Origin of the sequence: Mangrovimicrobium sediminis, assembly GCF_004745945.1 — a bacterium.
Taxonomy (GTDB): Bacteria; Pseudomonadota; Gammaproteobacteria; order Pseudomonadales; family Halieaceae; genus Mangrovimicrobium; species Mangrovimicrobium sediminis.
The window spans coordinates 122402-146443 of sequence record NZ_SRLE01000005.1 but is presented as its reverse complement, the minus strand read 5'-3'; the positions used below and the strand labels follow the sequence as shown (position 1 = coordinate 146443).

Sequence of the window (24042 nt, the reverse complement as noted above, 5' to 3'; positions counted from 1 at the left end):
TTAAGGAATTCCGGGGAGGCCGATAACCATACACAGCGCAAGGACAGGTTACAAGCCCCGCCCGGCGCGCCTCCTCAGGACGTTTTGGCCCTCTCCCAAAGGCCTTCCAGGGCCGTTGCTTCGAGGCTTCCCAAGCCCGTTCCCTGATCGTTCGCCAGGGCTTCCATGGTGGTAAAACGGTGCTCGAACTTTGCCGACGCGCGGCGCAACGCGGACTCCGCGTCGACGCCGAGATGGCGTGAAAGATTGACGCAGGTGAACAGGATATCGCCCAGTTCTTCCTCGATAGCGGCATCGTCGGCAGCGCTGATCGCAGCGCGCAGTTCGCCGATTTCCTCGTCGAGTTTATCCATCACGCCGGTGTGCTCCGGCCAGTCAAAGCCGACGCGCGCGGCGCGTTTTTGCAGTTTCTGCGCGCGCGGCAGGGCCGGCAAGGCCACCGGTACGTCGGACAGCGCGCCGTGCTGCTCCCGCGCGGCACGCTCCTCCTGCTTGATCGCCTCCCAGGTGGCGCTGACCGCCTGGACATCGGTGTCGCCATCGACGACGCCCTCGATCTCACCGCCGCCAAACACGTGCGGGTGACGGCGTACCAGCTTCTCTACAAGAGTGTTCACGACCGTCGCGAAATCGAAGTAACCGCGCTCGGCGCCCAGTTGGCTGTAGAAAATGACCTGGAACAGCACGTCGCCCAGTTCCTCGCCGACGTGGCCATAGTCACCTTCTTCGATGGCGTGGGCCAACTCGTAACACTCTTCCAGGGTCGAGGGGACGATGCTCTGGAAATCCTGCTCCAGGTCCCAGGGACAGCCGTGCTGCGGATCGCGCAGGCGCTGCATGACACGCACGAGATCGGCCACCGTGTACTGCGCCGCGCTCATTCGCTGACCCTCGCTGCGGAAATCACGTTGTGCAACCGATTGATGCGCTCGAGCAACTTCGACAGCGAGGCCAGGTTGGGCACCTCGACCCGCAGGCGCATGGTGGCGGTGTTGGTCTTGCGGTGACTCATAGTGTTGATGGCAAGCACATTGAGGTGCGCGTTGGCGAACAGTCCGGTGATATCGCGCAACAGGCCCTGGCGGTCGTAGGCCTCGATCGCGACATCGACCTCGTAGTTATCCGTGGGCGTGGTGCCCCACTCCACATCGATGACCCGGTCCGGCGCGCCCTCGGAGAGCTTGACCAGCCGGGCGCAGTCGGCGCGGTGGATGCTGACACCGCGACCGCGGGTGATAAAGCCGACGATGGCATCCCCGGGCAGCGGCTTGCAGCAGCCCGCCATGTGGTTGAGGAGATTGCCCACGCCCTGCACCTGGATCTCGCTGCGCAGGCGGGTGGCGCCGCCGGCGCGCGCCAGCTTGAGCTGCGGCTCGGAGGGACGCTCGACAAGACCCTGGGCGGCGTTGAGGACCTGCATGGAAGACAGCTCACCGGAGCCGACTGCCGCATACATGTCATCCACCGTGGGCATCTGCACTTTCTTGGCGATGCGCTGGTAGTCCACGCTGGTCAGCGCCAGGCGCTTGAAATCGCGCTCCAGCAGCGCGCGGCCGGCGTCGATGTTCTCCTCGCGCGCCTGGCTGCGGAACCAGTGCTGCACCTTGGCTCGGGCGCGTGAGGTGCGCAGGTAGCCCGAGCCCGGCTGCAGCCAGTCGCGCCGCGGCGACCCGTCCTTGCTGGTAAGGATTTCCACGCGTTCGCCGGTTTGCAGCGTGTAGGTAAGCGGCACGATCGATCCGTTCACCTTGGCGCCGCGACAGCGATGACCGACCTCGGTGTGAACGTGGTACGCGAAATCCAGGGGCGTGGCGCCGTGGGCGAGGTTGACGACATCGCCATCGGGCGTGAACACGTAGACCCGGTCCTGGGCGACATCGAAGCTGAACTGTTCGGCGACGCCGGATGCATCACCGGTTTCCTCGTGCCAATCGAGCACCTGGCGCAGCCACGCGATCTTTTCCTCGTAGCTGCTGGCCATGCCGGACTCGCTGTCCGAGCCCTTGTAGCGCCAGTGGGCACAGACCCCCAGCTCCGCCTCCTCGTGCATATTGCGGGTGCGGATCTGCACTTCGAGAACCTTGCCGTCCGGGCCGATCACGGCGGTGTGCAGGGAGCGGTAGCCGTTCTCCTTGGGGTTGGCGATGTAGTCGTCGAACTCGTTGGGAATATTGCGCCACAGTCCGTGCACCAGGCCGAGGGTGGCGTAGCAGTCCTTGATCTCGGGCACCAGGATGCGCACGGCGCGAATATCGTAGACCTGGGAAAAGCCGATGCCCTTGCGCTGCATTTTGCGCCAGATACTGTAGATGTGCTTGGCGCGGCCCTCGATCTCGAATTCCAGACCCGCGGCGCGCAGTACTCGCGCCAGGATGTCTTTCACGTCGGCGATGAACTGGTCGCGTTCCAGGCGCTTGCCATCCAGCAGGCGGGCGATCTTGCGGTAGGCGTCGGAGTAGATGTAGCGGAAGGACAGGTCCTCCAGCTCCCATTTCAGGTGGCCGATACCCAGGCGGTGGGCCAGCGGCGCGTAGACGTCGAAGACTTCCCGCGCGACCGGGTCGCGGCGCTCATCGTCGTTCTTCACCGCGCGCAGGGCGCAGGTGCGCTCCGCCAGTTTGATCAGGGCCACGCGCACGTCGTCGACCATGGCCACCAGCATCTTGCGGATGTTGTCCTTCTGCGCATGGGCCTGGCCGAGCACCGGCCGGTCCTGGTGCAGGCGCAGGTCGCCAATGGCCGCCATACGCAGAACGCCTTCATTGAGGTGGCGCACGGTCGCCCCGAAGCGGCGCTCGACCTCCTCCAAAGAGATGCGTTCCTCGCGCACCGCGCGGTAGAGCATGCCCGCGACCAGCCCGTCGGCGCCGACATGTAGTTCGGCAAGGATCAGCGCGGTATCCAGCCCAGCGCGGAAACAGTCGGATTCGCGCGCCCAGTCGCGCTGGTCCACCCCCGGGCCCTGGGCCAGTTCCGCAGCCAGTTGGGCGGCCTCGCGCAGGCGCTGGTCGTCGACCTGCTCCTGCTGCAGCGGCAGGTTCTGCAACCACAGGTCGAGGTCTACCCCGCCCTCGGTGGTTTCGTAGACGTTGTCCTGCCTGACCCGGACCATATCAGCCGCCGAATACCCCGGTGGAGAGATAGCGGTCCCCGCGGTCGCAAATAATCGCAACGATCACCGCGTCCTCGAGCTCCTGTGAGAGGCGCAATGCACCGGCCACTGCGCCACCGGAGGACACTCCGCAGAAGATGCCCTCCTCGGCAGCCAGCCGGCGCATGGTAGTTTCGGATTCCTCCTGGGAGATATCCAGCACGCGGTCGACGCGGGCGGCGTCGTAGATGGCCGGCAGGTAGGCCTCGGGCCAGCGCCGTATGCCGGGGATACTGGAGCCGTCCTCGGGCTGCAGGCCAACGATCTGGAGGTCGGGATTGCGCTGCTTGAGGTAGGCGGAGCAGCCCATGATGGTGCCGGTGGTTCCCATCGAACTGACCAGGTGGGTGATCGTCCCGCCGGTCTGCTCCCACAACTCAGGACCGGTACCAGTGAGGTGGGCGCGCGGGTTGTCCGGGTTGGCGAACTGGTCGAGCACGCGACCCTCACCGCGTTCGGCCATGGCCAGCGCGAGGTCGCGGGCGCCCTCCATACCCTCGGCCTGGCTCACTTCGACGAGTTCGGCGCCGTAGGCGGCCATCGCCTGCTTGCGCTCGTCGGACATGTGCGCGGGCATGATCAGCACCATGCGGTAGCCGCGAATCGCCGCCGCCATGGCCAGGGCGATGCCCGTGTTGCCGCTGGTGGCCTCGATCAGGGTATCCCCCGGGCGGATGTCACCGCGCGCCTCGGCCTGGCTGATCATACTCAGGGCCGGGCGGTCCTTCACCGAACCGGCGGGGTTGGTGCCCTCCAGCTTGAGCAACAGGGTGTTGCTGGTCTTCCCCTGCATGCGCTGTAGGCGAACCAGGGGTGTATTGCCGATGCAGGCTTCGATGGTGGGATAGTCACGCATAAAATTGTAAGCACCGCTGTCCGGCTGGCAGTGTAACGTGTTGCGATGAGCCGCGCACCGCAGTCCTGGTTGCAGACCGCGCGACGCTGGCCCGCGCGTCAGGCGAGTATCGCAAAAGCGACCACGCAGTCAGTTTCGTCCGCCAGGCTCAACGCCACCCGGCTGCCGCCGCGGGACTGCGCCACGCGCAGGGCACCGCCGCTCAGTACCACCAGGGGGGCACCCTGGGCGTCGTGGTCGATGCGGATATCCTGCCAGCTGACCCCGCGACCGATACCCGTCCCCAGCGCCTTGGCCACCGCCTCCTTGGCGGCAAAACGCTTGGCCAGGAGATTGCCCGGGCGCTTGCTGGCGGCGTACTCGCCGCGCTCTTCCGGGGTGAGGATACGCTCCACGAAGCGCGCGCCCTGGCGCTCCAGCACCGCGTCGATGCGCGCAAAACGCAAAATATCCGTACCGACTGCGATCATCCATCCTCCACTGGCGCTGCCCGACGCGCCCTGAACAACTCGCGACTGTGCAGCGGTGTGTCGCCGAGATGGGCGGCCAGCGCCAGGCGCATGAGTCGCTTGGCGGTCTGCCCCGCCGCTCCGCCGAAATCCCCCTGTGCGGCGGCCAGCAGATCGCCGCCGTGAAATACCGGCGCGGCGCCGGGCGCCGCGCGCACCAGGCCGACATCGGACTCGAAGCCATACCAGGCCTGCGCGTCGAGCGGTTCGCCGGAACGACCATCCTCGACCAGCGAGAAACTGTACCCGAGTTCGTCCAGCAAGCCCAACTCGAAACGGCGCAGTACACCGTCCATTTCCTCCCGGCGCTCCAGCGCCTCCAGTGCGAGTCCGTAGGCCGCAAACAGGGCCGGGTGCGGGTCATTTCTATGCAACAGGCGTACCAGCAACTCGTTGAGGTACATACCGCTGAACAGGAAATCCCCGCGCAGCGCGCGTGCAGCACCTGCGGGCTCCACCTGGTTGAGGTTCTTCAGCTCGCTGCGACCACTGAATGACAGCAGCAACGGCGTGAAAGGCTGCAGCAGCGCAGCGACAGAACCGCCGCGCGCGCGGCGCCGCACACCCTTGCCCACCAGGCTGATACGCCCCTGCGTGGCGGTAAACACCTCGAGTAAAAGACTGGTATCTCGGTAGGGGCGCTGGTGAAGAATGTAGGCCGGCTGCAGTTGCGCGCGCATGGGTGAGACCCGCCGTTCGCTCAGGTATCGTCGTAGCCCAGGCTACGCAGGGCGCGCTCGTCATCCGACCAGCCGCTGCGCACCTTGACCCACAGGCGCAGCATCACCTTGCAGTCGAACAGCCGCTCCATGTCGCGCCGCGCCTCGGTGCCGATGCTGCGCAGGCGCTCTCCCCCTGTGCCGATAACGATGCGCTTCTGCCCGTCGCGTTCGACGTAAATCAGCGCGGAGATGTGTACGGTGGCGCCCTCCAGGGCGAACTCCTCGATCTCGACGGTGACCGAGTACGGCAGTTCGTCGCCCAGTTGGCGCATGATTTTCTCGCGCACGATCTCGGCGGCGAGAAAACGCTGGCTGCGGTCGGTGATCTGTTCCTCGGGAAAGAAATGCACCGACTCCGGCAGGAAGCGCAGAATCTCGCGCTCCAGTTCGGCGACATTGTGATCGCGCAGGGCCGACAGCGGAATGATCGCCTCGAACTTGCCGCGCGCCGCCAGCGCCTCCAGTTGCGGCAGCAGGACGGCCTTGTCCGCCAGCAGATCGACCTTGTTGACCGCCAGCAGGACCGGGACGCCGACAGCGGCAACCTGCTCCAGCACCATCTCGTCTTCCTCGGTCCAGGCGGTGCGGTCGACGACGAATACGACGACGTCCACGTCGCGCAGGGCGGAACTCGCCGCCCGGTTCATGTAGCGATTGATTGCCTTGCCGCCATCGCGGTGCAGGCCGGGGGTGTCCACGTAGATGATCTGGTGCTGGCCCTCGGTCTTGATACCGAGGACCTGGTGGCGGGTAGTCTGCGGTTTGCGCGAGGTGATACTGATCTTCTGCCCGAGCAGGTGATTGAGCAAGGTGGACTTGCCCACGTTGGGGCGGCCGACGATCGCGACATAGCCGCAGCGTTGCTGTTCAGCGGTCATGGGATTCCAGCCTGTCCAGCGCCACGCTGGCGGCGGCCTGCTCCGCCTTGCGCCGACTGCTGCCGGAGCCCTCGACGACGAAATTGGGACGCGCCACGCGGCAGGCGACATGGAAGCGCTGGTTGTGATCGTCGCCCAGCACGCCGAGCAACTCGTACTCCGGCAGCGGGCGACCGCGGCCCTGCAGGATTTCCTGCAAGCGGGTCTTGGCGTCCTTGGCCACCGCGTCCAGGCTGAGTTCTTCCAGGCGCGCGCCAAACCAGGCGACGACGCAGCGTCGGCAACACTCCAGGTCCGCGTCGAGGAGGATGGCACCGGCCACCGCCTCCAGCGCATCCGCAAGGATCGAACTACGCCGCCGCCCACCGCTCTTGCGCTCGCCGCTGCCCAGCACCAGGTGGTCGCCCAGCGACAGCTCCGCGGCAAGCGCGGCCAGGGTATCGCCCTTCACCAGCGAAGCGCGGATACGGCTGAGTTCGCCCTCGTGGGCGTCCGGAAACTTGTCGTAGATGTACTCGGCGATGATGTGGTTCACCACCGAGTCGCCGAGAAACTCCAGGCGTTCGTTGTTCTGGCTGCCGGCGCTGCGGTGGGTCAGGGCGAGCGTGAGCAATCCGGCATCGACGAACTGGTGGCCCAGTCGGCGTTCCAGGCTCGCCCGCTGATGCTGCTGGTCGCCGGTCACCGCATTCAGTCGGGGGTCTTCCCCGCTTCGTAAAGCAGGTCATCAAAAACCAGCAGCGCGTCGATGCGCCACGCGATGTGCACGCGGGCCTCGTAGCTGGCGTCGATATAGGTCACGCCTTTTTTGTTGTAGACCTCGACATCTTTGGCGGTGATACCTTCAACGCGGTTGGTGTTGAACATGGCGTCGACGCGGCGGCGGATGTCGCCCAGGGTGGTCCGGCCGGGCTCGAACTCCGCCGAGGCAGTTTCGACAATATTCTTGACGGTCAGGTACTCGTAATAGTGCGGCCACATCTTGACGATACACAGACCGTAAAACCCGATAAGAATACCGAGCACAATCATGCTCGGTACGGATATGCCCCTCTGGCGCTGCGGTGTACGCATTTCCCCGCCCTCCACGTCAACCGAATTTATAGTGTCATTCTATGAGGCCAACGCGGCTGAAACTGGGCACGCTGAGAAACGACTCCCAATGCATCCAGATGGCGAAAGCCCTGCCTACTATATCCTCTTCGGGGACCTGACCCCAAACACGGCTGTCCGAAGAATTGTCACGATTGTCGCCCATCATGAAGTAGTGTCCGGGCTTGACTACCACGGAGAAATCGAGCGCCGGACTCGCGTCGTTGACCTGCATGGTATAGCGCGCATCGCCATGCTCCTCGATGCCGAGGCGCAGGCGCATGTAGGGTCCCGGCACCACCGCGACTTCCTCGCGGCTGACCTGTTCGCCGTTAACATAAAGGATCTTGTCGCGGTACTCGACGAGGTCGCCGGGCACGCCGATCACCCGTTTGATGTAGTAGGTTTCGTTCTGGTGCGGCGGAAAAAACACCATGACGTCACCGTGCCTGGGCTCACTGACATCGATGACCTTGGTACGCACCACGGGCAGGCGTATGCCATAGGTGAACTTGTTGACCAGGATGTAATCCCCCACCTCCAGGGTGGGCACCATCGACGACGACGGAATCTGGAACGGCTCGACAATGAACGAGCGCAGTACGTAGATCAGCAGCAGGACCGGAAAAAACGAACGCGCGTACTCCACCAGGATCGGTTCGCTGGCACCATCGGCGACTCGCGCCTGGAATTGCGCCGCCTGCGGGTGACCGGGATCCGCATGATTGGGATACTGCTGCACCAGTTCGGCAACCATGCGGCGCCGACCCGGGGCCAGGAACATGGCGTCGAGCAGCCAGATCAGTCCCGACCCTGCCACCAGGATGGTGAGAATCAGGGGAAAATCGATGTTCATTCCGCTCATCAGCTGTCCACCTTGAGTACGGCGAGGAAGGCCGACTGTGGAATTTCCACACGGCCAACCTGTTTCATGCGTTTCTTGCCCGCTTTTTGTTTTTCCAGCAGTTTGCGCTTACGCGTAACGTCGCCGCCATAGCACTTGGCCGTGACGTTCTTGCGCAGCGCCTTGACCGTCTGCCGCGCCACCACCTTGCTGCCGACAGCCGCCTGGATGGCGACGTCAAACATCTGCCGCGGAATCAGTTCCTTCATTTTTTCGGTCAGGGCCCGCCCGCGATACTGCACCTGGTCGCGATGCACGATGATGGCGAGCGCATCCACGCGCTCGCCGTTGATCAGGACGTCGAGCCGCGACAGGCTGGCCGCCTCGAAACGCTCAAAGCTGTAATCCAGGGAGGCGTAGCCGCGGCTGACAGACTTCAGCTTGTCGAAAAAGTCTAACACCACCTCGGCCATGGGAATATCGTAGGTCACCTGCACCTGGGTGCCGAGGAACTGCATGTCGACCTGCGTGCCGCGCTTCTCCACACACAGGGTGATGACGCTGCCCAGGTAGTCCTGGGGCACCAGGATATTGCAGCGTGCGATGGGCTCGCGCATCTCCTCGATATCGCCCGGGTCCGGCAGCGACGAGGGGTTATCCACCTGGATCACCTCGCCGGTTTTTTTCACGATCTCGTAGATCACCGTGGGCGCGGTGGTGATCAGGTCGAGGTCGTATTCGCGCTCCAGGCGCTCCTGGATGATCTCCATGTGCAGCATGCCGAGAAAGCCGCAGCGGAAACCGAAACCGAGGGCATCCGAGGTCTCGGGCTCGTAGAACAGCGAGGCATCGTTGAGCGTGAGCTTGGCCAGCGCCTCGCGGAAGTCCTCGTAGTCATCCGAGGACACGGTGAAAATGCCCGCGTAGACCTGCGGCTTGACCCGCTGGAAACCTGGCAGTGCAGGGACGCCCGGGTTCTTGTCGTGAACCAGGGTGTCGCCCACCGGCGCACCGTGAATGTCCTTGATGCCGGCAACGACAAAGCCCACTTCGCCCGCCTGCAGGCATTTGCGCTCGACCCGCTTGGGCGTAAAGATGCCGACGTTATCCACCTGGTGCGCCTTGCCCAGGGACTTGGCGACAATCTTGTCACCCTTGCTCAGCACACCCTGCTTCACCCGCACCAACGAGACCACTCCCAGGTAGTTGTCGAACCAGGAGTCGATGATCAGCGCCTGCAGGGGCGCGTCGCGGTCGCCCTCGGGGGGGGGAATCTGCTCCACCAGGTACTCGAGGGCGTCCTCGATACCCAGGCCGGACTTGGCGCTGACCCGACACGCGCCGGAGGCGTCGATACCGATGATGTTCTCGATTTCCTGCGCTACCCGGTCCGGGTCGGCCTGGGGCAGGTCCATCTTGTTGAGAATCGGCAGGACTTCCAGGCCCTGCTCGATAGCGGTGTAACAGTTGGCCACCGACTGGGCCTCGACGCCCTGGGCCGCATCGACCACCAGCAGGGCGCCTTCACAGGCGGCCAGCGAGCGCGACACCTCGTAGGAGAAGTCGACGTGGCCGGGGGTATCGATGAAATTGAGCTCGTAGACCTCGCCGTTGCGCGCGGTGTAGTCCAGGGTCACGCTCTGCGCCTTGATGGTAATGCCGCGCTCGCGCTCGATATCCATGGAATCGAGGACCTGGGCCGCCATTTCCCGATCGCTGAGGCCGCCACAGTGCTGGATGAAACGATCCGCGAGAGTGGACTTGCCGTGGTCGATATGGGCAATGATGGAGAAATTGCGGATGTGTTGGAGGTCGCTCACTCGTTACGGGCCTGAAAAACGGTTGCTGGGCGCCGTATCCCCCGCCGGGCATCCGGAGCCACAGCGAGCGCGATCCGGCGGCTCACCAAAAAACGCGCGATTGTACCCCAAAGGCCCGCCCCCGGCTATCGCGCCGGGGAACGGGCAGCGGGTCCCTTACTCGGGCAATTTGAGGCCGATGAACAGGGGCGATCCGCGCCGCATCAGGCGCAGCGGTACGGAAGTGCCCGGCTGGAGTCCGGCGACAGCTTCCTCGAACGCCTCCAGGCTCTTGACCGGCCGGCTGCCCACCAGCGTGATAATGTCACCGGGTTCCACCCCCGCGTCCGCGGCCGGCGAACCGGGCACCACGTCGCGCACCTGGACACCCCCGGACAGGCCCCAACGCTCCAGCGCTTCCGCGGGTGCCTCTGCCACGACGGCGCCCAGTTTGCCGCCCTGCCCCGTCGTGTTGCCGCTGGCCAGGCTGTAACTGTCATCGGCCTCCAGGCCGCCGACCTCGACCTTGAGATTGCGCTTCTTCCGGTCGCGCATGATCTCCACCGCGACCTTCGTCCCCGGTGCCACCAGGCCGACCACGTGCGGCAGGTCGGAAGAGGTGTTGATCACCTGGCCATCGAAACGCAGGATGATATCGCCCTCGCGCAGGCCGCCCTTGTCCGCCGGGCCGTCCTCGCCCACCTGCACCACCAGGGCGCCCTGGGGCCGATCCAGCCCAAAGGAGTCGGCCAGGTTCTTGTCGACGTCCTGGATGGTGACCCCCAGCCAGCCGCGGGTGACGTGGCCGTTGGCCTTGAGCTGCTCGACGACATTGCGCACCACGCTGACCGGGATGGAGAACGACAGGCCGATGGAACCGCCGCTGCGGGTGAAAATCTGCGAGTTTACGCCCACGACCTTGCCTTCGAGGTTGAACAGCGGCCCGCCGGAGTTACCCGGGTTGATGGCCACATCGGTCTGGATGAAGGGCACGTAATTCTCGTTGTTCTCCGTCGGCAGGCTCCGCCCCATCGCGGAGACGATACCCGCGGTCACCGAGTAGTCCAGGCCAAAAGGCGAGCCGATGGCCAGCACCCACTCGCCGACCTCGAGGTTATTGTCGGCCGCGAGCGCCACTACCGGCAGGTCGCTGGCCTCCACGCGCAGCAGGGCGAGGTCCGAACGCGGGTCGGTGCCGACCACTTCGGCTTCATACTCGCGGCGATCGCTGAGCCGCACCAGCACACTGTCCGCGCCCTCGACCACGTGGTTGTTGGTCACGATGTAGCCGTCCCGGGAGATGATGAACCCGGAGCCCAGGCCCATGCGCGGGTGCGGTGTTGCCGGGGGCTGGCCGCGGAATTCAAAGAAGCGCCGCAGGTACTCCGGAATCTCCTGGGGACCGTACTCGCCGTCGGCGACCGCCTGGCCGCTGGACTCGACAATGATCTTCACCACCGCGGGCGAGTTCTGTTTGACGATTGTCTTGAAATCGGGGAGCTCCGCCGCGCCGGATACGGCGGCGAACAGCATGCCGCACAGCAGTACGAGGACGGAAAATTTGGTCTTCACAATCATGCTTGCTTTCCAGGGATACTGTTTACAGGAGAGAGATAGGGTCGCCAGGGCGCTTTTACAACTGTTGCAGCTGGACGCCTGGCGCGCCGGCGCGGCGCAGCAGGCGCTCGAGGCTCGGCTGCAGGCCGGGATCGTCGCGGTGCCGGCGCGCATGTGCCCGCACCAGGGCAAACCCGGCACCCATGCCGAGCACTGCGCCCAGCGCGGCAGACGCGTCGGCACTGGCGGGAAACACAGCCGCGGCGCCAGCGCCGCCGGCCAGCATCGCCAGCAGGGGAAGCACGTAGACCAGCGCTGAGCCGCGCAGCAGGACGGATTCCGGAATGCTGATCTGGACCTCGTCATCCACCTGGCAGTCCGCCGGTTGCAGGCGGCCCGGAAGGACGCGCACCAGCGGGCGGTGGCCGGGAGCGAGCCGCTCCATCAGGCTGTGCCCGCAACCCTTTTGCAGACTGCAGCTGCCGCAGGTGCTCTTGCGCACGGTCTCCACCCAGACGCTGTCGGCATCCACCGCCACGACCCGTCCACTTTCCAGCAGCATCTCAATGGGTCCAGGCTACGGAGTCCGCGACCATGCGCGCGGTGTTGACGGGAATCTCGCCGACGACAGTGACCAGCACCGGTTCGTCACCCACATTCATGCCCCGGGTGTAGGAGGTCGTGCTGCCGGAACGAACCACGCCCTCACCGGGCCGGATCGAGCGGTCCAGTTCCTCGATGAAGATGGAGAACACGGCGAGGCCGTCGGTGAACGTCCGCCGCGCCGCATTGGGCAGCGGCGTATCGGTGGCGGTGAAGCCCCGCGGCAACCAGCCGACCTGCCAGGCCTGCGGCAGGCTGCGCTCCTCGCGGGCCTCCCCGGGAGCGGGGTGCTCGGCCTCGTGCACGAGGTTGATCTCGGCGCCCTCCGGGAGCCGCGAATTATAGGCGATATCGGCGAACTGGAATTTTTCCAGCATGCGGCTGCCGCGCCCCACGGTCACCGACTTCAGCAGCAGGCCGGTGCGGCGATCGAGTTCGAGGATATACCCATAGCGATACAGGTCGCGGGGGGCGACCTCGAGGCGCACGGCCTTGCGGCCCGCCACCCTTTCACCCTCGGTCACGCGGAAACGATAAAGTCGCGACAGGCCGCACTCGCCATCCTGCAGGTCCTGGCCCATGCGCAGCAGTTTGTGGCCGGGGTGTACGCACTGCAGGGGGTGCGAGGCACGCAGGATTTCTGCGCCCTGGCCGGTGAGTTGGGTGAGTCGTTCGAAACTGGTGTCACCGTCCACCACGCGCGAGACCTGCATGACCTGCATGTCCTGGCCATCGCGCTGGAAGGTGACAACCCCGTGATAGCTCACCTCGTCGACACTGCGGGTCATGCGGTCGAGCCATTTGATAGCCTCGAGATCGACTTCCGGGCAATCACCCGCAAACACGAGCGCCGGCAGCAGGAAGGCAGCCGGCAGGGCGAAAACGAAATTTTTCCAGCTCTTGGACCGCAAGCCGGCCATGCGGGAACTACTCCTGGATTTCAGGGACACGCGCAAAGGGGATCAAACCGTCCGGGGAGTTGAGGGCGGCGTGTTCGGCGTGCTCCTGCAGGTACAACTGCATGCGTTGGCGCGCGAGTTCCTCGTAGGCGTTGCGCGCCGAGGCCTGGGTCACAGGCACCGGCTGCGTGCCGAAACTGGCCCGCACTGGAACCGCACCCACGCTGTTGATCAGGCCAACCGGGGAGACGCCGCCGCTGGAGGCGGTCTCAACCCCGTAGGGATCTTCGGCATCGAGCGTGGCCAGTTGCTGGCCGCCGATCACCACGGTTGCGGCAACCGAGGCGGCCACGGCAAAACTGGCAAAGGGTTTGCGCAGCCGCTGGCCAAGGCTCGCCACAGCGGGGCTTTCCTGGCTGTCGAGCGCCTCGCGCACGCGACTGGAAATGTCGAGTTGCAGGTGGCTCACGCCGTGGTCGGTGACCGCCGTGCGGATCGCCTGGTAGCGGCGCCAGGTCTCGCGCAATTCCGGGTCCTGGTCCAGCGCCTTGATCACCCTCTGGATTTCAAGCTCGTTGGCTTCATCGTCCAGCATGGCGGACAGCGATTCCCGCAAGCGTTCACTCATTTGTCGATCCTCCGCACCTGGTGCGTCTATCCAAGAGTATCGGTTCAACCGTACTTTTCAACCTTGCCATTCCCGGCCTTCAGGAGCGCCCTTCCATCTGCGCTCGAACCTGCAAGTCGATCGCCTCACGCGCGCGGAAAATTCGCGAGCGGACGGTGCCCACAGGGCAATCCATGATGTCGGCGATGTCTTCATAACTCAGACCATCGAATTCACGCAAAGTTACCGCGGTTTTCAGCTCATCCGGCAAGTTGCTGATAGCGGATTCCACCACGGCCCTGAGCTCTTCGCCGTACAGTGCCTGTTCCGGCGATTCGATGTCCCGCAGGGCGGCTCCGCCCTCGTAGTTTTCCGCATCCGACGCCTCGACGTCGGTACCAGGTGGCCGCCGCGAACGCGACACCAGGTGATTTTTTGCCGTATTGACCGCGATGCGGTACAGCCAGGTGTAAAACTGGCTGTCGCCGCGAAACTTGGGCAGCGCGCGATACGCCTTGATAAAGGCTTCCTGCGCCACGTCCTGCACCTCGTCGGCGTCGTGCACATAGCGGCTGATCAGGCCGAAGATCTTGTGCTGGTATTTCAGCACCAGCAGATCAAACGCCCGCGAATCACCCTTTTTGACACGGGCGACCAATTGCTGGTCAGTCTCCGCAGCCGTCACTCCGGTATCCCCTTTCTGGCTCCCGGCAAGGCTGCCACGACCCTCTCTTTAAACTGTGCCCCGATGCACGCCGGACGCCGCAAACTCACAACCGGCGAGCGCCCAGGGCACCTGTAAGAGAGTATCGATCTGTAAAAGTTCCCCACGGTGGGATTTCCTTATTTTGGCGCAGGTCGTTTATACTCGCCCCGAATGCCAAAACCTTGAGCTAAGTTGTTGAGGCACATCATATATTTCACTCCCTGAGCCGGCAAGCAGACAACCAGTGCCCACCGCCCACGAACACGACGTACTCATCATCGGCACCGGTGCGGCCGGACTCAGCCTCGCCCTGCACCTGCCGTCACACCTGCGCATCGCTCTACTGTCCAAGGCCGACCTCAACCAGGGCTCCACCTACTGGGCCCAGGGCGGCATGGCGGCGGTGCTGCACGACCGCGACACCATCGACTCCCACGTCGAGGATACCCTGACCGCCGGCGCCGGGCTGTGCAAGCGCGAAGCCGTCGAGTTCACCGTGCGCAACAGCCGCCACTGCGTCGAATGGCTGGTCGAGCAGGGCGTGGATTTCGACCTCCGCGAGGACCGCCTGAGCGACATGGAGCGCGAGTTCCACCTGACCATGGAGGGCGGCCACAGCCACCGGCGCATCATTCACGCGGCGGACCGCACCGGGCGCGCCATCTCCGAGGTGCTCACCGAGCGGGTGATGGCACGGGACAACATCGAGGTATTCACCCAGCGGGTGGCGGTCGACCTGGTGCGCCGCGACGGCCGCTGCCAGGGTGCCTATGTGCTCGACCGGCGCAGCGAACACGTCGACCTGTTCTCCGCCCGCGCCGTGGTGCTGGCCACCGGCGGGGCGAGCAAGGCCTACCTTTATACCAGCAATCCGGACGGCGCCAGCGGCGATGGCATCGCCATGGCCTGGCGCGCCGGCTGCAGGGTGGCCAACCTCGAGTTCAACCAGTTTCACCCCACCTGCCTGTACCACCCCAGGGCCAAGTCGTTCCTGATCAGCGAGGCGGTGCGCGGCGAGGGAGGCCTGCTGCGACTGCCGGACGGCAGCCGCTTCATGCCCGACTTCCACCCCAAGGCGGAGCTGGCGCCGCGCGACGTGGTGGCCCGCACCATAGACCACGAGATGAAGAAGCTGGGGATCGACTGTGTCTTCCTGGACATCTCGCACAAGTCCGAGGAGTTCCTGCGCAGCCATTTCCCCACCATCATGGACCGCTGCGCGGAATTCGGCATCGACATCGCACGCGAGCCCATCCCCGTGGTCCCTGCCGCACACTACACCTGTGGCGGCGTGATCGTGGACACCGCCGGGCGTACCGACCTGGCCGGGCTCTACGCGATCGGCGAAACCTCCTGCACCGGCCTGCACGGCGCCAATCGCATGGCCTCGAACTCGCTGCTGGAGTGCATCGTCTACGCCGAGTCCGCGGCCCGGGACATCGCCGCCAGCCTGGACAGCCTGTCCGCCCCGGACAGCGCCCCGGCCTGGGACGAAAGCCAGGTGACCGACTCCGACGAGGACGTGGTCATCTCCCACAACTGGGACGAGCTGCGCCGCTTCATGTGGGACTATGTCGGCATCGTGCGCAGCAACAAGCGGCTGCAGCGCGCGCTGCGCCGGGTCACGGTGCTGCAGGCGGAGATCGCCGAATACTACGGCAACTACAAGGTGAGCAACGACCTGCTGGAGTTGCGCAACCTGGCCATGGTCGCCGAGTTGATGATCCGCTGCGCCATCGAGCGCAAGGAAAGCCGCGGCCTGCACTACACCCTGGACTACCCCGACCTGTTGCCGGAGGCGGTGGACACGGTACTCACACCGGTCAACTCACCGCTGCAGGGCGAGCCTGACCCGCAGTCGCCGTAGCGCTTGCGCAGAGGCGCTGTCCGCAAACAGCCAGGCCTGGCCGCGGGCGCCGGCACCGTCGCGCCACGCCAGGTAGGTCACCCAGGGCAGCAGGTGCCAGCGTTCGGGGGTCATTTCGATGCCATCGCCATCATCACAGCTGCCGAGCGACCAGCGCCCCGCGCGCCAGCGCAGTTCCACCCCCACCAGAGGGTCGCGCAGGGTTTGCCACAGGTAGGTAAAAAAAACGGGGAGCGCCAGCAGCGGCCAGGGGGACTCCAGGGTCCAGGCGATACCGCCGAGATGGACAGCGCCAAGCAGGCCAAACAGGAGCAGCCAGCGCCGCCGGGAGGGGGAATCAGCGATCCTCAGGTTTAGTGCGGGCGAAGTCGAGAACCGTTTTGACAATAGCGGCCAGCTCCTGGTCGTCAGGTAATTGCCGGCCGAGGAACCAGGCGAACAGGTCCTGGTCTTCGCTCTCCATGAGGCGCCGGAAGCTGGCGCGGTCGTCCTCCCCGAGATCGCGGTAGCGGTCGCGCACGAAAGGCTCCAGCACCAGGTCCAGCTCCAGCATGCCGCGGCGGGCTGCCCAACGCATGCGGTTGTATTCGTCGTCCACTACCATTGACCAATTGCCTTTGCAGGTCCACATCAGGGGCGCACATTATAGCGCCATCGGCCCCGTCGCGGCGAAAACCGGCGGGGCCGACGGCTGACAGCCGCCCCTCGCTGGCCCTATCATGGAACTCCACGACACCCAGAGATGTACCCGTGAACGGATATTTCAGCGCACTTCCCGGCGAGGGCTTGCTACACATCGCAGGCCCCGACACCCTCACCTTCCTGCAGGGGCAGACCACCTGCGACACGCGCAAGCTGTCCGCGACCCAGGCCCTGCCCGGCGCCTACTGCACGGCTCAGGGGCGTATGGTCTGCGATTTCCTGCTGGTCCAGCTCGATGCGGAACACGTCGCCCTGCGCATGCGCCGCGACATCCTGGACACCGCCGCCGCTACGCTGGGTAAGTTCATCGTGTTCTCCAAGGCCAAAATCGACATCGCGCGCGATGACTGGCGGGCGTTCGGTTGCTGGGGCGAAGACGCCCCGGGGGTGCTGTCTGATGTGGTCGGAAGTGAACCCGGCAGCGAGGACTATGCCGCAGCCAGCGCCCCGGGAATCGTCGCGGTACGCGCGCCGGGAGCGGAAATCGCCTTCGAGGTGTTTATCGATACGCAGAACCACGCGGAGCTGGTCGCCACCCTGCGCGAGCGCTTGCAGGCTGGGGACGAATCGCAATGGCGCGCACTGCAGATGCGCGCCGGGGTTGCCCGGGTCGAGGCGGCCACCAGCGGGGAGTTCATCCCGCAATTGTTCAACTACGACCTCACCGGGCACGTGAGCTTCAACAAGGGCTGCTACACCGGGCAGGAAATCGTCGCCCGCCTGCACTACCGCGGCAAGCCCAAGCAGCGCGCCTACCTGGCCGAAGTTGCGACCGGGGAGACACCCGCCCCGGGCAGCAAGCTCTATACCGACGGATTGGGCGCCAGCACCGGCGAGATCGTCAACAGCGTGCAGGTTGACGGCAAAGCGCTGTGTCTGGCTGTGGCAACCGGCCCCGGCGTGGCAGGGGGCCTGCTACTGGGCGAGGGCGGCCCGGCCATGACCCTGCTGCAACTGCCCTACGCCCTGCCCGAGTAAGCTGGCCGGCCCCCGTGTTCATCGCCCGCGAATTACTGCCCACCTGGCTGCTGGTCATCAGCTGGGCCGGCTGGCTGCTGGTGCTGGGCACCGCGGTGCGCTACGCCGACTGGCGCGCCATCTACCGGGTGTCGCAACGCCAGCATGTGCTGCTGGGCAGCAGCATCGCCTGCGTGGCCCTGTGGCTGATATCGGTGCGCGCCATCGACGGCCTGTGGCTGCACCTGCTGGGAGTCAGCTGCTTCACCATGCTGCTGGGCTGGCGCTTCGCTATCATCGGCGGCAGCATGGCGGTCATCGCCCACTGCCTGATCATAGGCCAGCCGATCGTGGCCGCGGCCCCAGCCTGGGTACTGACCATTTTCATTCCGACCACCACCACCCGCTACCTGGTGTATCGCCTGCGCCGGCTGCGCTCGCGCAACCTGTTCATCTACATGCTGGGGGCGGGGTTCTTCGGCGGGGCCCTGTGCGCGGCGCTGGTGGCGGCGGGCACCATGCTGGCCTTCGCCGCCATCGGCAAGTGGGACTGGATCGCCTTGTGCCTGGAGCAGTGGCCGCTGCTACTGCTGATGATGTTCCCGGAGGGCTTCATCAACGGCATGGTCATCACCACGCTCACGGTGTTCTATCCGCAGCTGGTGAAAACCTTCGACGAGGACCACTATCTCGGCGAAGGCTGAGGGGTTCAGCGAAGGCTGAATGACTCGGCGCGGGCTGCAGGCGCGCTCGTATCAGAGACGCTCCTGCACCGCATCCAGGAATCCCTGCATATCGACAGTGGTCTCACTGTCCGGATCGGACGTCTTGCCGCGCAGGTCGCCGGTGATGATGCCATCGCCGACGGTGTCGATCAGTGCGTTCTTCAGGCGCGCCGCATAGTCCTGCAATTCAGCGTTATCCTCGCGCTGGGCGATGGTCTCCAGCGCGTTGGCCACCGCGTAGAGCAGCGCCGATGAGTTGAAGTGGGCCTCGCGGCCCTCGCTGTCGAGGTAGCGCAGGTAGAGGTCGTGGGCGGTGCCGTGGGGCGCCTCGAACAGCATGGAGCCGTCCTTGCTCTCGATGATCGAACTGGCCGTGGCCAAGCTGCCGCCGAGTGCGGCGGCGATGTCCGAGAAGATGTCGCCGTCGAGGTTCTGCGCCGGGTACAGCGCGTTGCGCGGCGGGTCGCAGATCATCTTCTTCAACTGGCTGGACGGGCGCATGATCATGAACGAGGGCGGGCGCACACCGGTCGCGGCCAGTTCGTGGCGCACCTCCAGCAGCACCTTGCTGAACACCTCGTCATACTCCATATATTCGCGCTTGAGTCCGAAGTAGACCTCCTTGTTCTTGTTCGAGGCGTCGCGGAACACCTGCATGACCCAGTCCTTGATCGACGCCTTGTCGTTGGACATGAACAGCAGCGGGTCGCCGGCCTTGACGTCGCGGGCGTGCATCTCCTCGCCATCCAGGATCACCTTGACGATGCCGTCTTCTTCCACCGCCATGTTGAAGCTGCCGTACTGGTCGCCGCCGCCGGCACTCATGCGCGACAGGGAGACGTGGTGCTTGCGGTCGGGAATGCCGTAGCGCTTGAGTTCGTTGACCAGCTTGAACAGCTTGCGCCCGGTGGTGTTGTCCGGCACGCCCCACAACGCGCGCACCGGCGGGTTGGCGACAATCCGCGCGGCCTGGGCGTCGATCAGTTCATAGTGGTAGTAGAGCCCGGCCTGGGCCAGCTTGTCCTTGTAGTCGCGTTCATAAATTTCTTCGATCGCGGCGCGCATGACGCCATCGTAGCCGGGAATCACGGTGTCCTTGAGACCCAGGTAGGCGTCGCGGTTCTCATCCAGCGCGCGCTGGAAGAACACATGCGCCCAGGCGCGCACATCCTCCAGGGAGTTGGTCGCCAGCAGCCAGGGGTCGCCCTTGCGCAGGGTGCGCCGGTGTACTTCCACCGGGTCGCCGCTGCTGCCGATGAAAATCACCTTGGCCACCCCGGTGGTACAGGCCAGCGCGTTGGCACTGTGCTTGATGCCGCCGGTCTCCATGGTGAGGACTTCGATATCGCGGCCAATCCACTCCGGGTGCTTGACCCTGAGGTTGCGGAACTGGATGTCCTCGCGCGTGATATTGCCGTGAATGCCCTTGCGGATGGCCCCGTTAGGCGACTTGGTCGCCAGCTTGTCGAGTTTCGACTCGTCGATATCCGGGTGCCGGGCGAGCAGGTCGTCCAGCTGTTTGCGGTTGACGGTCATGCCGGCGTTCTTGATGCCGACACCGTGCTCCTTCAGAGCCTCGATCGCATCGGCGACCACGGAGCCGTTGCTGACCAGGCGATTTTCCGCGGAGAGATCGATCTCCACCAGCTCGATATCCAGGCGGCTGCTGACGAACATGTCGAGGATGCGCTCGAAGGCGATCTGCGCCATCTCGTCCCCGTGCAGAATAACCAGCGGCCGCTGGACCTTGATTTTGGCAGTCATGACCTCTCCCCTGAGTGACGGGCGGGCGCGGAGCGCGCAACCCCCGGAATGTAAACTCGCCAGCATAGACTGTTGGCATTGCATTCCCAATCCGATCTTAGTCGAAATGGGACCGGGCCGCAGCAGCGCCGCGACGCAGCACAGGGCCGCGAGGCGAGCAATACCCGATGTCCGCCCGATCGGGTAGTCGCGTCGGTGTGGACTGCGCGATGCAAATGAACAAAATTGGCCACAGCGGGTACCCACTGCAGCAGGGAGCCGGCAAGCCTGCCCGCGCACCTGTTCCCACAACAACCTGAGGAAGCACGATGGGTACTTTCGCTCGCACGGGCAACCGCCGACAGCAGCTGGTTCTGGCACTCGCCACCACCCTTGCCCTGGGCTGGCACGCCGGCACCCAGGCCACGACCTACGCCTACGAGCACATCGCCAATGGCGCCCGCGGGCAGTTGATCAGCGCCGATGGCCAGTTGGTGGCCGGTGTGCGCGGCAGCGATTTCGCCCCCACGATCTGGCGCGACGGCACGGCCTATGCCGTAGGCAACGGCAACGACTTCTACCGCTGGCTGGGCATCTCCGCCAGCGGCTGGGTGCTGGCCAACACCGCGGACCTGTCCAACGTCTATGGCGCCCCGGCCATCTGGGCCTGGAATGCCGGCAGCGGCAGCTTCGCGCGCACTGATATCGGCGCGTTCCCCGACCTGCAGGACACCATCGGCGCCGGCATCGACGACCAGAACAACGTCTTCGGCTACGCCACCAATCGCGAGCGCCCTGCGGACAAGATCTTCCGCCCCTACATCTGGACCATGGCAACCGGTTTCACCGAGCTGACCAGCTTCGGCCATCCCGACTACCCCGAGCTGCCGATCGCGGTGAGCCCGGGCGGCGTAATTGCCACTCCCAACCTGAGTTATCAGTTCGGCGTCCCTGGCAGCGAGGTCGCGGTCACTCCCCCGCCCTCCCCGTACACGGCCGACAATTCCGCGACCCAGTTCGTCAACGATGCCGGCATGCGCGCGGGCTTCCTGCGCACGGTCGACGCCGGCGTGACCTTCCGTCACCTGGCGCGCTACAGCCCCGACACCAGTGCCTGGCAGGTCATCGCCGGCCCCTCTGGTCCCAGCATCCTGTGGGATACGGGTTCGCTCGACGCGCAGGGCACACTCACCGCGACCGTCAACGACCCGGCGCCGGGCTTTCCCGAAATCGGTGTGCGCGCCGAGGGCCCCGATGGCGTGGCCGCCGACGTCGCCCCACAGATCAGCGCCGCCTATGCGGGCCTCATCCACGTCGACGGCCTGAACGGCGAGACCGGCAGCGGTGCACTGCTCGCCGACCTCACCCTCGGCGACGCCAGCGTGATGGGCAAGCTGGTGCCCGTCGAAGCCTGCACTGCCGATTGCCTGGTGGCCACGCTGGAACTGAGCGTCAAGGTGGTGGACCGCAACGGCAGCTGTACCGGACTGAAAAACCGCTCCCGCGTGCGTGTCTCCGTCAGCGACGAGACCGGCGCACCGGTGGCGGGCGCCGCGGTCAGCGTCGCGCTGATCGACCGCGCGGAGACGCTGCTCGAAGGCGTGACCAATGCTCGAGGTCGCGCCACCCTGCGCAGTTCCGGGCCGGGGTGCAACGGCCGGGTCAACGCTTTCGTTACCGGCGTGACGCTGCCCGGTGCCAGCCTGGATCGCACCGCGGGAACGCTGGCAGCTTCCGTACTGCCCTGACCAACGCCGGGCAGCCGGGCACGGCGCGCGACGGCCCCGTCGCGCGATGCGCCCCTGTCCCCGTGACGGGAACGGGGGCTGTCGGTTAGGATGCAGGCCTACCCCGGGGTATCGCCTGCATGCGTAGTTTCCTGCCACTGATCCGCTCCGAATGGCGCCTGCTGCTGTTCGGCTTCATGATGATGTTCTGCTCGAGTTTCGGGCAGACCTTCTTTATCGGCCTGTTCGGCGGGGACATTAGAGCGGAACTGGGGCTGGGCCACGGCGACTTCGGCGCCATCTACTCCGGCGCGACCCTGGCCAGCGCCGCGCTGCTGCTGTGGAGCGGCGCGCTGATCGACCGCCTGGACCTGCGGCACTACGCCTGCCTGGTCGCCGCAGGCCTCAGCGCCGGCTGCCTGCTGCTGGCCGCCAGCACCGGGCCGCTGCTGTTGTTCTTCGCCTTTTTCGCCCTGCGCCACCTGGGCCAGGGGCTGATGGGGCTGGCCGGCCCCACCGCCATGGTCCGCTACCTGCCTGAACAACGCGGCAAGGCTAACGCCCTCAGCGGCATGGGCTTCTCGTTTGCTGAGGCCCTGTTGCCGACGCTCGCCATCGCGCTGCTGGCCGGCCTGGGCTGGCGCCAGTCATGGGTATTCTGGGGAGTCCTGCTGCTACTGACCGCGCCGGCACTCAGCCTGTTGCTGCTGCGCGGCCACCGCGACCGCCACCGCGACTACCTGCAAACGCTGCAGGCGGGGGACGACGCACAGGCCGGCCCGCGGCAAAAACAATGGACCCGCGCCGAGGTGCTGCGCGATGCCCGCTTCTACCTGTTCCTACCCGCCCTGCTGGCCCAGCCAGTGCTGTTCACCGGGTTTATCTTCCACCAGGTACCGCTGGTCGAGGCCAAGCAGTGGTCGCTCTCCGCCTGGGCCGCGCTGTTCGTGTTCTACGCGCTGGTCAACATCGCCTGCAAGCTGCTGGCCGGCCTGCTGGTGGACCGGTTCGGTGCGGTGCGCCTGGTGCCTGTGGTCAGCCTGCCGCTGGGCCTGGGGCTGCTGGCGCTGGCAAGTTCGGACCAGTTCGCCGCAGCCTGGGTCTTCATGGGACTGATGGCGGTCTCGGTGGGGACCTACTCCACGCTGTCCTCGCCGTTTTATTCCGAACTCTACGGGACCCTGCACCTGGGCTCGATCAAGTCGCTGACCTCCGCGGCCATGGTCTTCGGCACCGCCATCGCGCCCATCCTGATGGGCGCGATGATCGACCGCGGCGTGAGCATGGACGCCATGGCGGTGGGCGGGCTGGGCTATACCTTGCTGGCCAGCGCCCTGGCCCTGGCGGCAGTGCGCCGCCCGGCGCCGCCGGCCTGAACGCGGCCCACGGAGCCACCAGGGTGCGATTACGGTGTCACCAGGGTGCCGTTAACGTTGTCACCAGGGTGCTATTTATGGAGCCAATTGCAGGAACCGCGCCCAGCGGTCCTGCAGGCGCACCACCATCGCCGGGGTAGCGTTGCCGACACCAGCCGGCTCGAGCGCGCCGTGCTGCGCGACCACCCGCAGCATCGCCTGCTCGTCAGAGGCATCGACATCCACCAGCAGCAGGTGACGACCGTCCGCCAGGGCCTCGTCGAAACGGCGGAATTCGGCGTGTTTTTCCTGGATGCCGATCAGGCCGCCCTCCCAGGTACAAAAGCCGAGCAGGACAACCGCCAGGAAAATCACCGGGACCCAGGCAACTCCGTGCGCAATACCCGTCGCCCAACACACGGTGAGCACGCCGCCCGCGCAGAGCAGGCCTATCAGGGCTCCACGCTCGGTGCCGCGCACCACGTTCTTGCGCAATACCGCTTCCACCGGGTGCAGTTGTCGCCGCTCCACGGCGGCGTCGTCCTCGCTCAATACGTGCATTTGCGGCGGCGTGATACCGGCCGCGCGCAGTTCGTCTTCCACCGCTTGCAGTTCGTCGAGATTATCCGAGAGAAAAAAATGGCGTTGCATGAGACACCTCCCAAGGCATTCATGTTTTGCCTACCCGGGAGGACAAACAGCGCCGCCCGCCGGGTAGTCGGCGGATATCGCGCCAGGCGGAT

At 65.5% G+C, this 24042-nt stretch carries 24 protein-coding genes; 5 read left to right on the top strand and 19 right to left on the bottom strand.

Features of this window, described 5'->3' with window-relative positions:
• Positions 1–74: 74 nt before the first annotated feature.
• The 15 genes from mazG to rpoE all read right to left on the bottom strand — a co-directional run bounded on the left by mazG (position 75) and on the right by rpoE (position 14202).
• The gene (gene mazG / locus E4634_RS05575; protein ID WP_135441653.1) at positions 75–881 is read right to left on the bottom strand and encodes a nucleoside triphosphate pyrophosphohydrolase; all 807 of its coding nucleotides are present in this window, start codon (positions 879–881) and stop codon (positions 75–77) included.
• A complete protein-coding gene (gene relA / locus E4634_RS05570; protein ID WP_135441651.1) occupies positions 878–3112 on the bottom strand; it encodes a GTP diphosphokinase in 2235 nt (744 codons plus the stop codon). The genes mazG and relA overlap by 4 nt, the downstream gene beginning before the upstream one ends.
• Before the next feature lies 1 nt (position 3113).
• The gene (gene cysM, locus E4634_RS05565) at positions 3114–4007 is read right to left on the bottom strand and encodes a cysteine synthase CysM (RefSeq protein ID WP_135441649.1); all 894 of its coding nucleotides are present in this window, start codon (positions 4005–4007) and stop codon (positions 3114–3116) included.
• Between the two features lie 98 nt (positions 4008–4105).
• Positions 4106–4477 carry a holo-ACP synthase gene (gene acpS, locus E4634_RS05560; RefSeq protein ID WP_135441647.1) on the bottom strand — a complete coding sequence of 124 codons (372 nt, stop codon included), beginning with the start codon at positions 4475–4477 and terminating at the stop codon, positions 4106–4108.
• Positions 4474–5196, bottom strand: a complete 723-nt coding sequence (recO, locus tag E4634_RS05555) for a DNA repair protein RecO (RefSeq protein ID WP_135441645.1) — start codon at positions 5194–5196, stop codon at positions 4474–4476. Before recO ends, acpS begins: the two co-directional genes overlap by 4 nt.
• 20 nt (positions 5197–5216) lie before the next feature.
• Complete coding sequence (era, locus tag E4634_RS05550; protein ID WP_135441643.1) at positions 5217–6116, bottom strand: GTPase Era; 900 nt, start codon at positions 6114–6116, stop codon at positions 5217–5219.
• Positions 6106–6801: a ribonuclease III gene (gene rnc, locus E4634_RS05545; RefSeq protein WP_135441641.1), complete on the bottom strand. Its 696-nt coding sequence runs from the start codon at positions 6799–6801 to the stop codon at positions 6106–6108. Before rnc ends, era begins: the two co-directional genes overlap by 11 nt.
• A gap of 5 nt (positions 6802–6806) precedes the next feature.
• Complete coding sequence (locus tag E4634_RS05540; protein ID WP_135441639.1) at positions 6807–7190, bottom strand: DUF4845 domain-containing protein; 384 nt, start codon at positions 7188–7190, stop codon at positions 6807–6809.
• 34 nt (positions 7191–7224) lie between these two features.
• Positions 7225–8064 carry a signal peptidase I gene (gene lepB / locus E4634_RS05535; protein ID WP_135442123.1) on the bottom strand — a complete coding sequence of 280 codons (840 nt, stop codon included), beginning with the start codon at positions 8062–8064 and terminating at the stop codon, positions 7225–7227.
• Positions 8065–8072: 8 nt separating this feature from the next.
• A complete protein-coding gene (gene lepA / locus E4634_RS05530) occupies positions 8073–9872 on the bottom strand; it encodes a translation elongation factor 4 (protein WP_135441637.1) in 1800 nt (599 codons plus the stop codon).
• Between the two features lie 156 nt (positions 9873–10028).
• Positions 10029–11429 carry a Do family serine endopeptidase gene (locus tag E4634_RS05525; RefSeq protein WP_135441635.1) on the bottom strand — a complete coding sequence of 467 codons (1401 nt, stop codon included), beginning with the start codon at positions 11427–11429 and terminating at the stop codon, positions 10029–10031.
• A 55-nt stretch (positions 11430–11484) separates the two neighbouring features.
• On the bottom strand, positions 11485–11970 hold the full coding sequence (locus E4634_RS05520; RefSeq protein WP_135441633.1) for a SoxR reducing system RseC family protein: 486 nt from the start codon (positions 11968–11970) through the stop codon (positions 11485–11487).
• Between the two features lies 1 nt (position 11971).
• Entirely contained in the window at positions 11972–12931 is a 960-nt protein-coding gene (locus tag E4634_RS05515) for a MucB/RseB C-terminal domain-containing protein (RefSeq protein ID WP_135441631.1), read from the bottom strand.
• Positions 12932–12938: 7 nt separating this feature from the next.
• Positions 12939–13538: a sigma-E factor negative regulatory protein gene (locus E4634_RS05510; RefSeq protein WP_135441629.1), complete on the bottom strand. Its 600-nt coding sequence runs from the start codon at positions 13536–13538 to the stop codon at positions 12939–12941.
• Between the two features lie 79 nt (positions 13539–13617).
• Positions 13618–14202 (bottom strand): RNA polymerase sigma factor RpoE, encoded by a 585-nt coding sequence (gene rpoE / locus E4634_RS05505; RefSeq protein WP_135441626.1) that lies wholly within the window; start codon positions 14200–14202, stop codon positions 13618–13620.
• 265 nt (positions 14203–14467) lie between these two features.
• Here rpoE and nadB point away from each other — a divergent pair, with 265 nt between their 5' ends.
• Complete coding sequence (nadB, locus tag E4634_RS05500; RefSeq protein WP_135441624.1) at positions 14468–16090, top strand: L-aspartate oxidase; 1623 nt, start codon at positions 14468–14470, stop codon at positions 16088–16090.
• Here nadB and E4634_RS05495 read toward each other — a convergent pair.
• Positions 16052–16477 carry a protein YgfX gene (locus E4634_RS05495; RefSeq protein WP_135441622.1) on the bottom strand — a complete coding sequence of 142 codons (426 nt, stop codon included), beginning with the start codon at positions 16475–16477 and terminating at the stop codon, positions 16052–16054. The two genes, nadB and E4634_RS05495, sit on opposite strands and share 39 nt — an antisense overlap.
• Entirely contained in the window at positions 16428–16694 is a 267-nt protein-coding gene (locus tag E4634_RS05490) for an FAD assembly factor SdhE (RefSeq protein WP_135441620.1), read from the bottom strand. The genes E4634_RS05495 and E4634_RS05490 overlap by 50 nt, the downstream gene beginning before the upstream one ends.
• A 146-nt stretch (positions 16695–16840) precedes the next feature.
• Between E4634_RS05490 and ygfZ the strand changes: the two genes are divergently transcribed.
• A complete protein-coding gene (gene ygfZ, locus E4634_RS05485; RefSeq protein ID WP_135441618.1) occupies positions 16841–17770 on the top strand; it encodes a CAF17-like 4Fe-4S cluster assembly/insertion protein YgfZ in 930 nt (309 codons plus the stop codon).
• Between the two features lie 14 nt (positions 17771–17784).
• Entirely contained in the window at positions 17785–18453 is a 669-nt protein-coding gene (locus E4634_RS05480) for an energy-coupling factor ABC transporter permease (protein ID WP_167854783.1), read from the top strand.
• Between the two features lie 51 nt (positions 18454–18504).
• On the opposite strand, the gene E4634_RS05475 is transcribed toward E4634_RS05480, so the two are convergent.
• Positions 18505–20238: an NADP-dependent isocitrate dehydrogenase gene (locus tag E4634_RS05475; protein ID WP_135441615.1), complete on the bottom strand. Its 1734-nt coding sequence runs from the start codon at positions 20236–20238 to the stop codon at positions 18505–18507.
• Between the two features lie 308 nt (positions 20239–20546).
• Here E4634_RS05475 and E4634_RS05470 point away from each other — a divergent pair, with 308 nt between their 5' ends.
• Both E4634_RS05470 and E4634_RS05465 read left to right on the top strand, forming a co-directional pair.
• Positions 20547–21965, top strand: coding sequence for a carboxypeptidase-like regulatory domain-containing protein (locus E4634_RS05470; protein WP_135441613.1), 1419 nt, complete (start codon positions 20547–20549; stop codon positions 21963–21965).
• Positions 21966–22084: 119 nt separating this feature from the next.
• Positions 22085–23320 carry an MFS transporter gene (locus E4634_RS05465; protein ID WP_135441611.1) on the top strand — a complete coding sequence of 412 codons (1236 nt, stop codon included), beginning with the start codon at positions 22085–22087 and terminating at the stop codon, positions 23318–23320.
• Between the two features lie 75 nt (positions 23321–23395).
• On the opposite strand, the gene E4634_RS05460 is transcribed toward E4634_RS05465, so the two are convergent.
• Entirely contained in the window at positions 23396–23950 is a 555-nt protein-coding gene (locus E4634_RS05460; RefSeq protein WP_135441609.1) for an NAD/FAD-utilizing enzyme, read from the bottom strand.
• Positions 23951–24042: the final 92 nt, after the last annotated feature.

Coding starts and splice junctions, on each gene's coding strand:
- E4634_RS05460 (WP_135441609.1), bottom strand. CDS start 23,950: ATGCAACGCCATTTTTTTCTCTCGGATAATCTCGACGAACTGCAAGCG.
- E4634_RS05515 (WP_135441631.1), bottom strand. CDS start 12,931: ATGGCCGGCTTGCGGTCCAAGAGCTGGAAAAATTTCGTTTTCGCCCTG.
- E4634_RS05490 (WP_135441620.1), bottom strand. CDS start 16,694: ATGGTAGTGGACGACGAATACAACCGCATGCGTTGGGCAGCCCGCCGC.
- E4634_RS05540 (WP_135441639.1), bottom strand. CDS start 7,190: ATGCGTACACCGCAGCGCCAGAGGGGCATATCCGTACCGAGCATGATT.
- relA (WP_135441651.1), bottom strand. CDS start 3,112: ATGGTCCGGGTCAGGCAGGACAACGTCTACGAAACCACCGAGGGCGGG.
- acpS (WP_135441647.1), bottom strand. CDS start 4,477: ATGATCGCAGTCGGTACGGATATTTTGCGTTTTGCGCGCATCGACGCG.
- era (WP_135441643.1), bottom strand. CDS start 6,116: ATGACCGCTGAACAGCAACGCTGCGGCTATGTCGCGATCGTCGGCCGC.
- recO (WP_135441645.1), bottom strand. CDS start 5,196: ATGCGCGCGCAACTGCAGCCGGCCTACATTCTTCACCAGCGCCCCTAC.
- E4634_RS05520 (WP_135441633.1), bottom strand. CDS start 11,970: ATGCTGCTGGAAAGTGGACGGGTCGTGGCGGTGGATGCCGACAGCGTC.
- E4634_RS05525 (WP_135441635.1), bottom strand. CDS start 11,429: ATGATTGTGAAGACCAAATTTTCCGTCCTCGTACTGCTGTGCGGCATG.
- mazG (WP_135441653.1), bottom strand. CDS start 881: ATGAGCGCGGCGCAGTACACGGTGGCCGATCTCGTGCGTGTCATGCAG.
- E4634_RS05465 (WP_135441611.1), top strand. CDS start 22,085: ATGCGTAGTTTCCTGCCACTGATCCGCTCCGAATGGCGCCTGCTGCTG.
- cysM (WP_135441649.1), bottom strand. CDS start 4,007: ATGCGTGACTATCCCACCATCGAAGCCTGCATCGGCAATACACCCCTG.
- lepB (WP_135442123.1), bottom strand. CDS start 8,064: ATGAACATCGATTTTCCCCTGATTCTCACCATCCTGGTGGCAGGGTCG.
- E4634_RS05510 (WP_135441629.1), bottom strand. CDS start 13,538: ATGAGTGAACGCTTGCGGGAATCGCTGTCCGCCATGCTGGACGATGAA.
- E4634_RS05475 (WP_135441615.1), bottom strand. CDS start 20,238: ATGACTGCCAAAATCAAGGTCCAGCGGCCGCTGGTTATTCTGCACGGG.
- E4634_RS05470 (WP_135441613.1), top strand. CDS start 20,547: ATGGGTACTTTCGCTCGCACGGGCAACCGCCGACAGCAGCTGGTTCTG.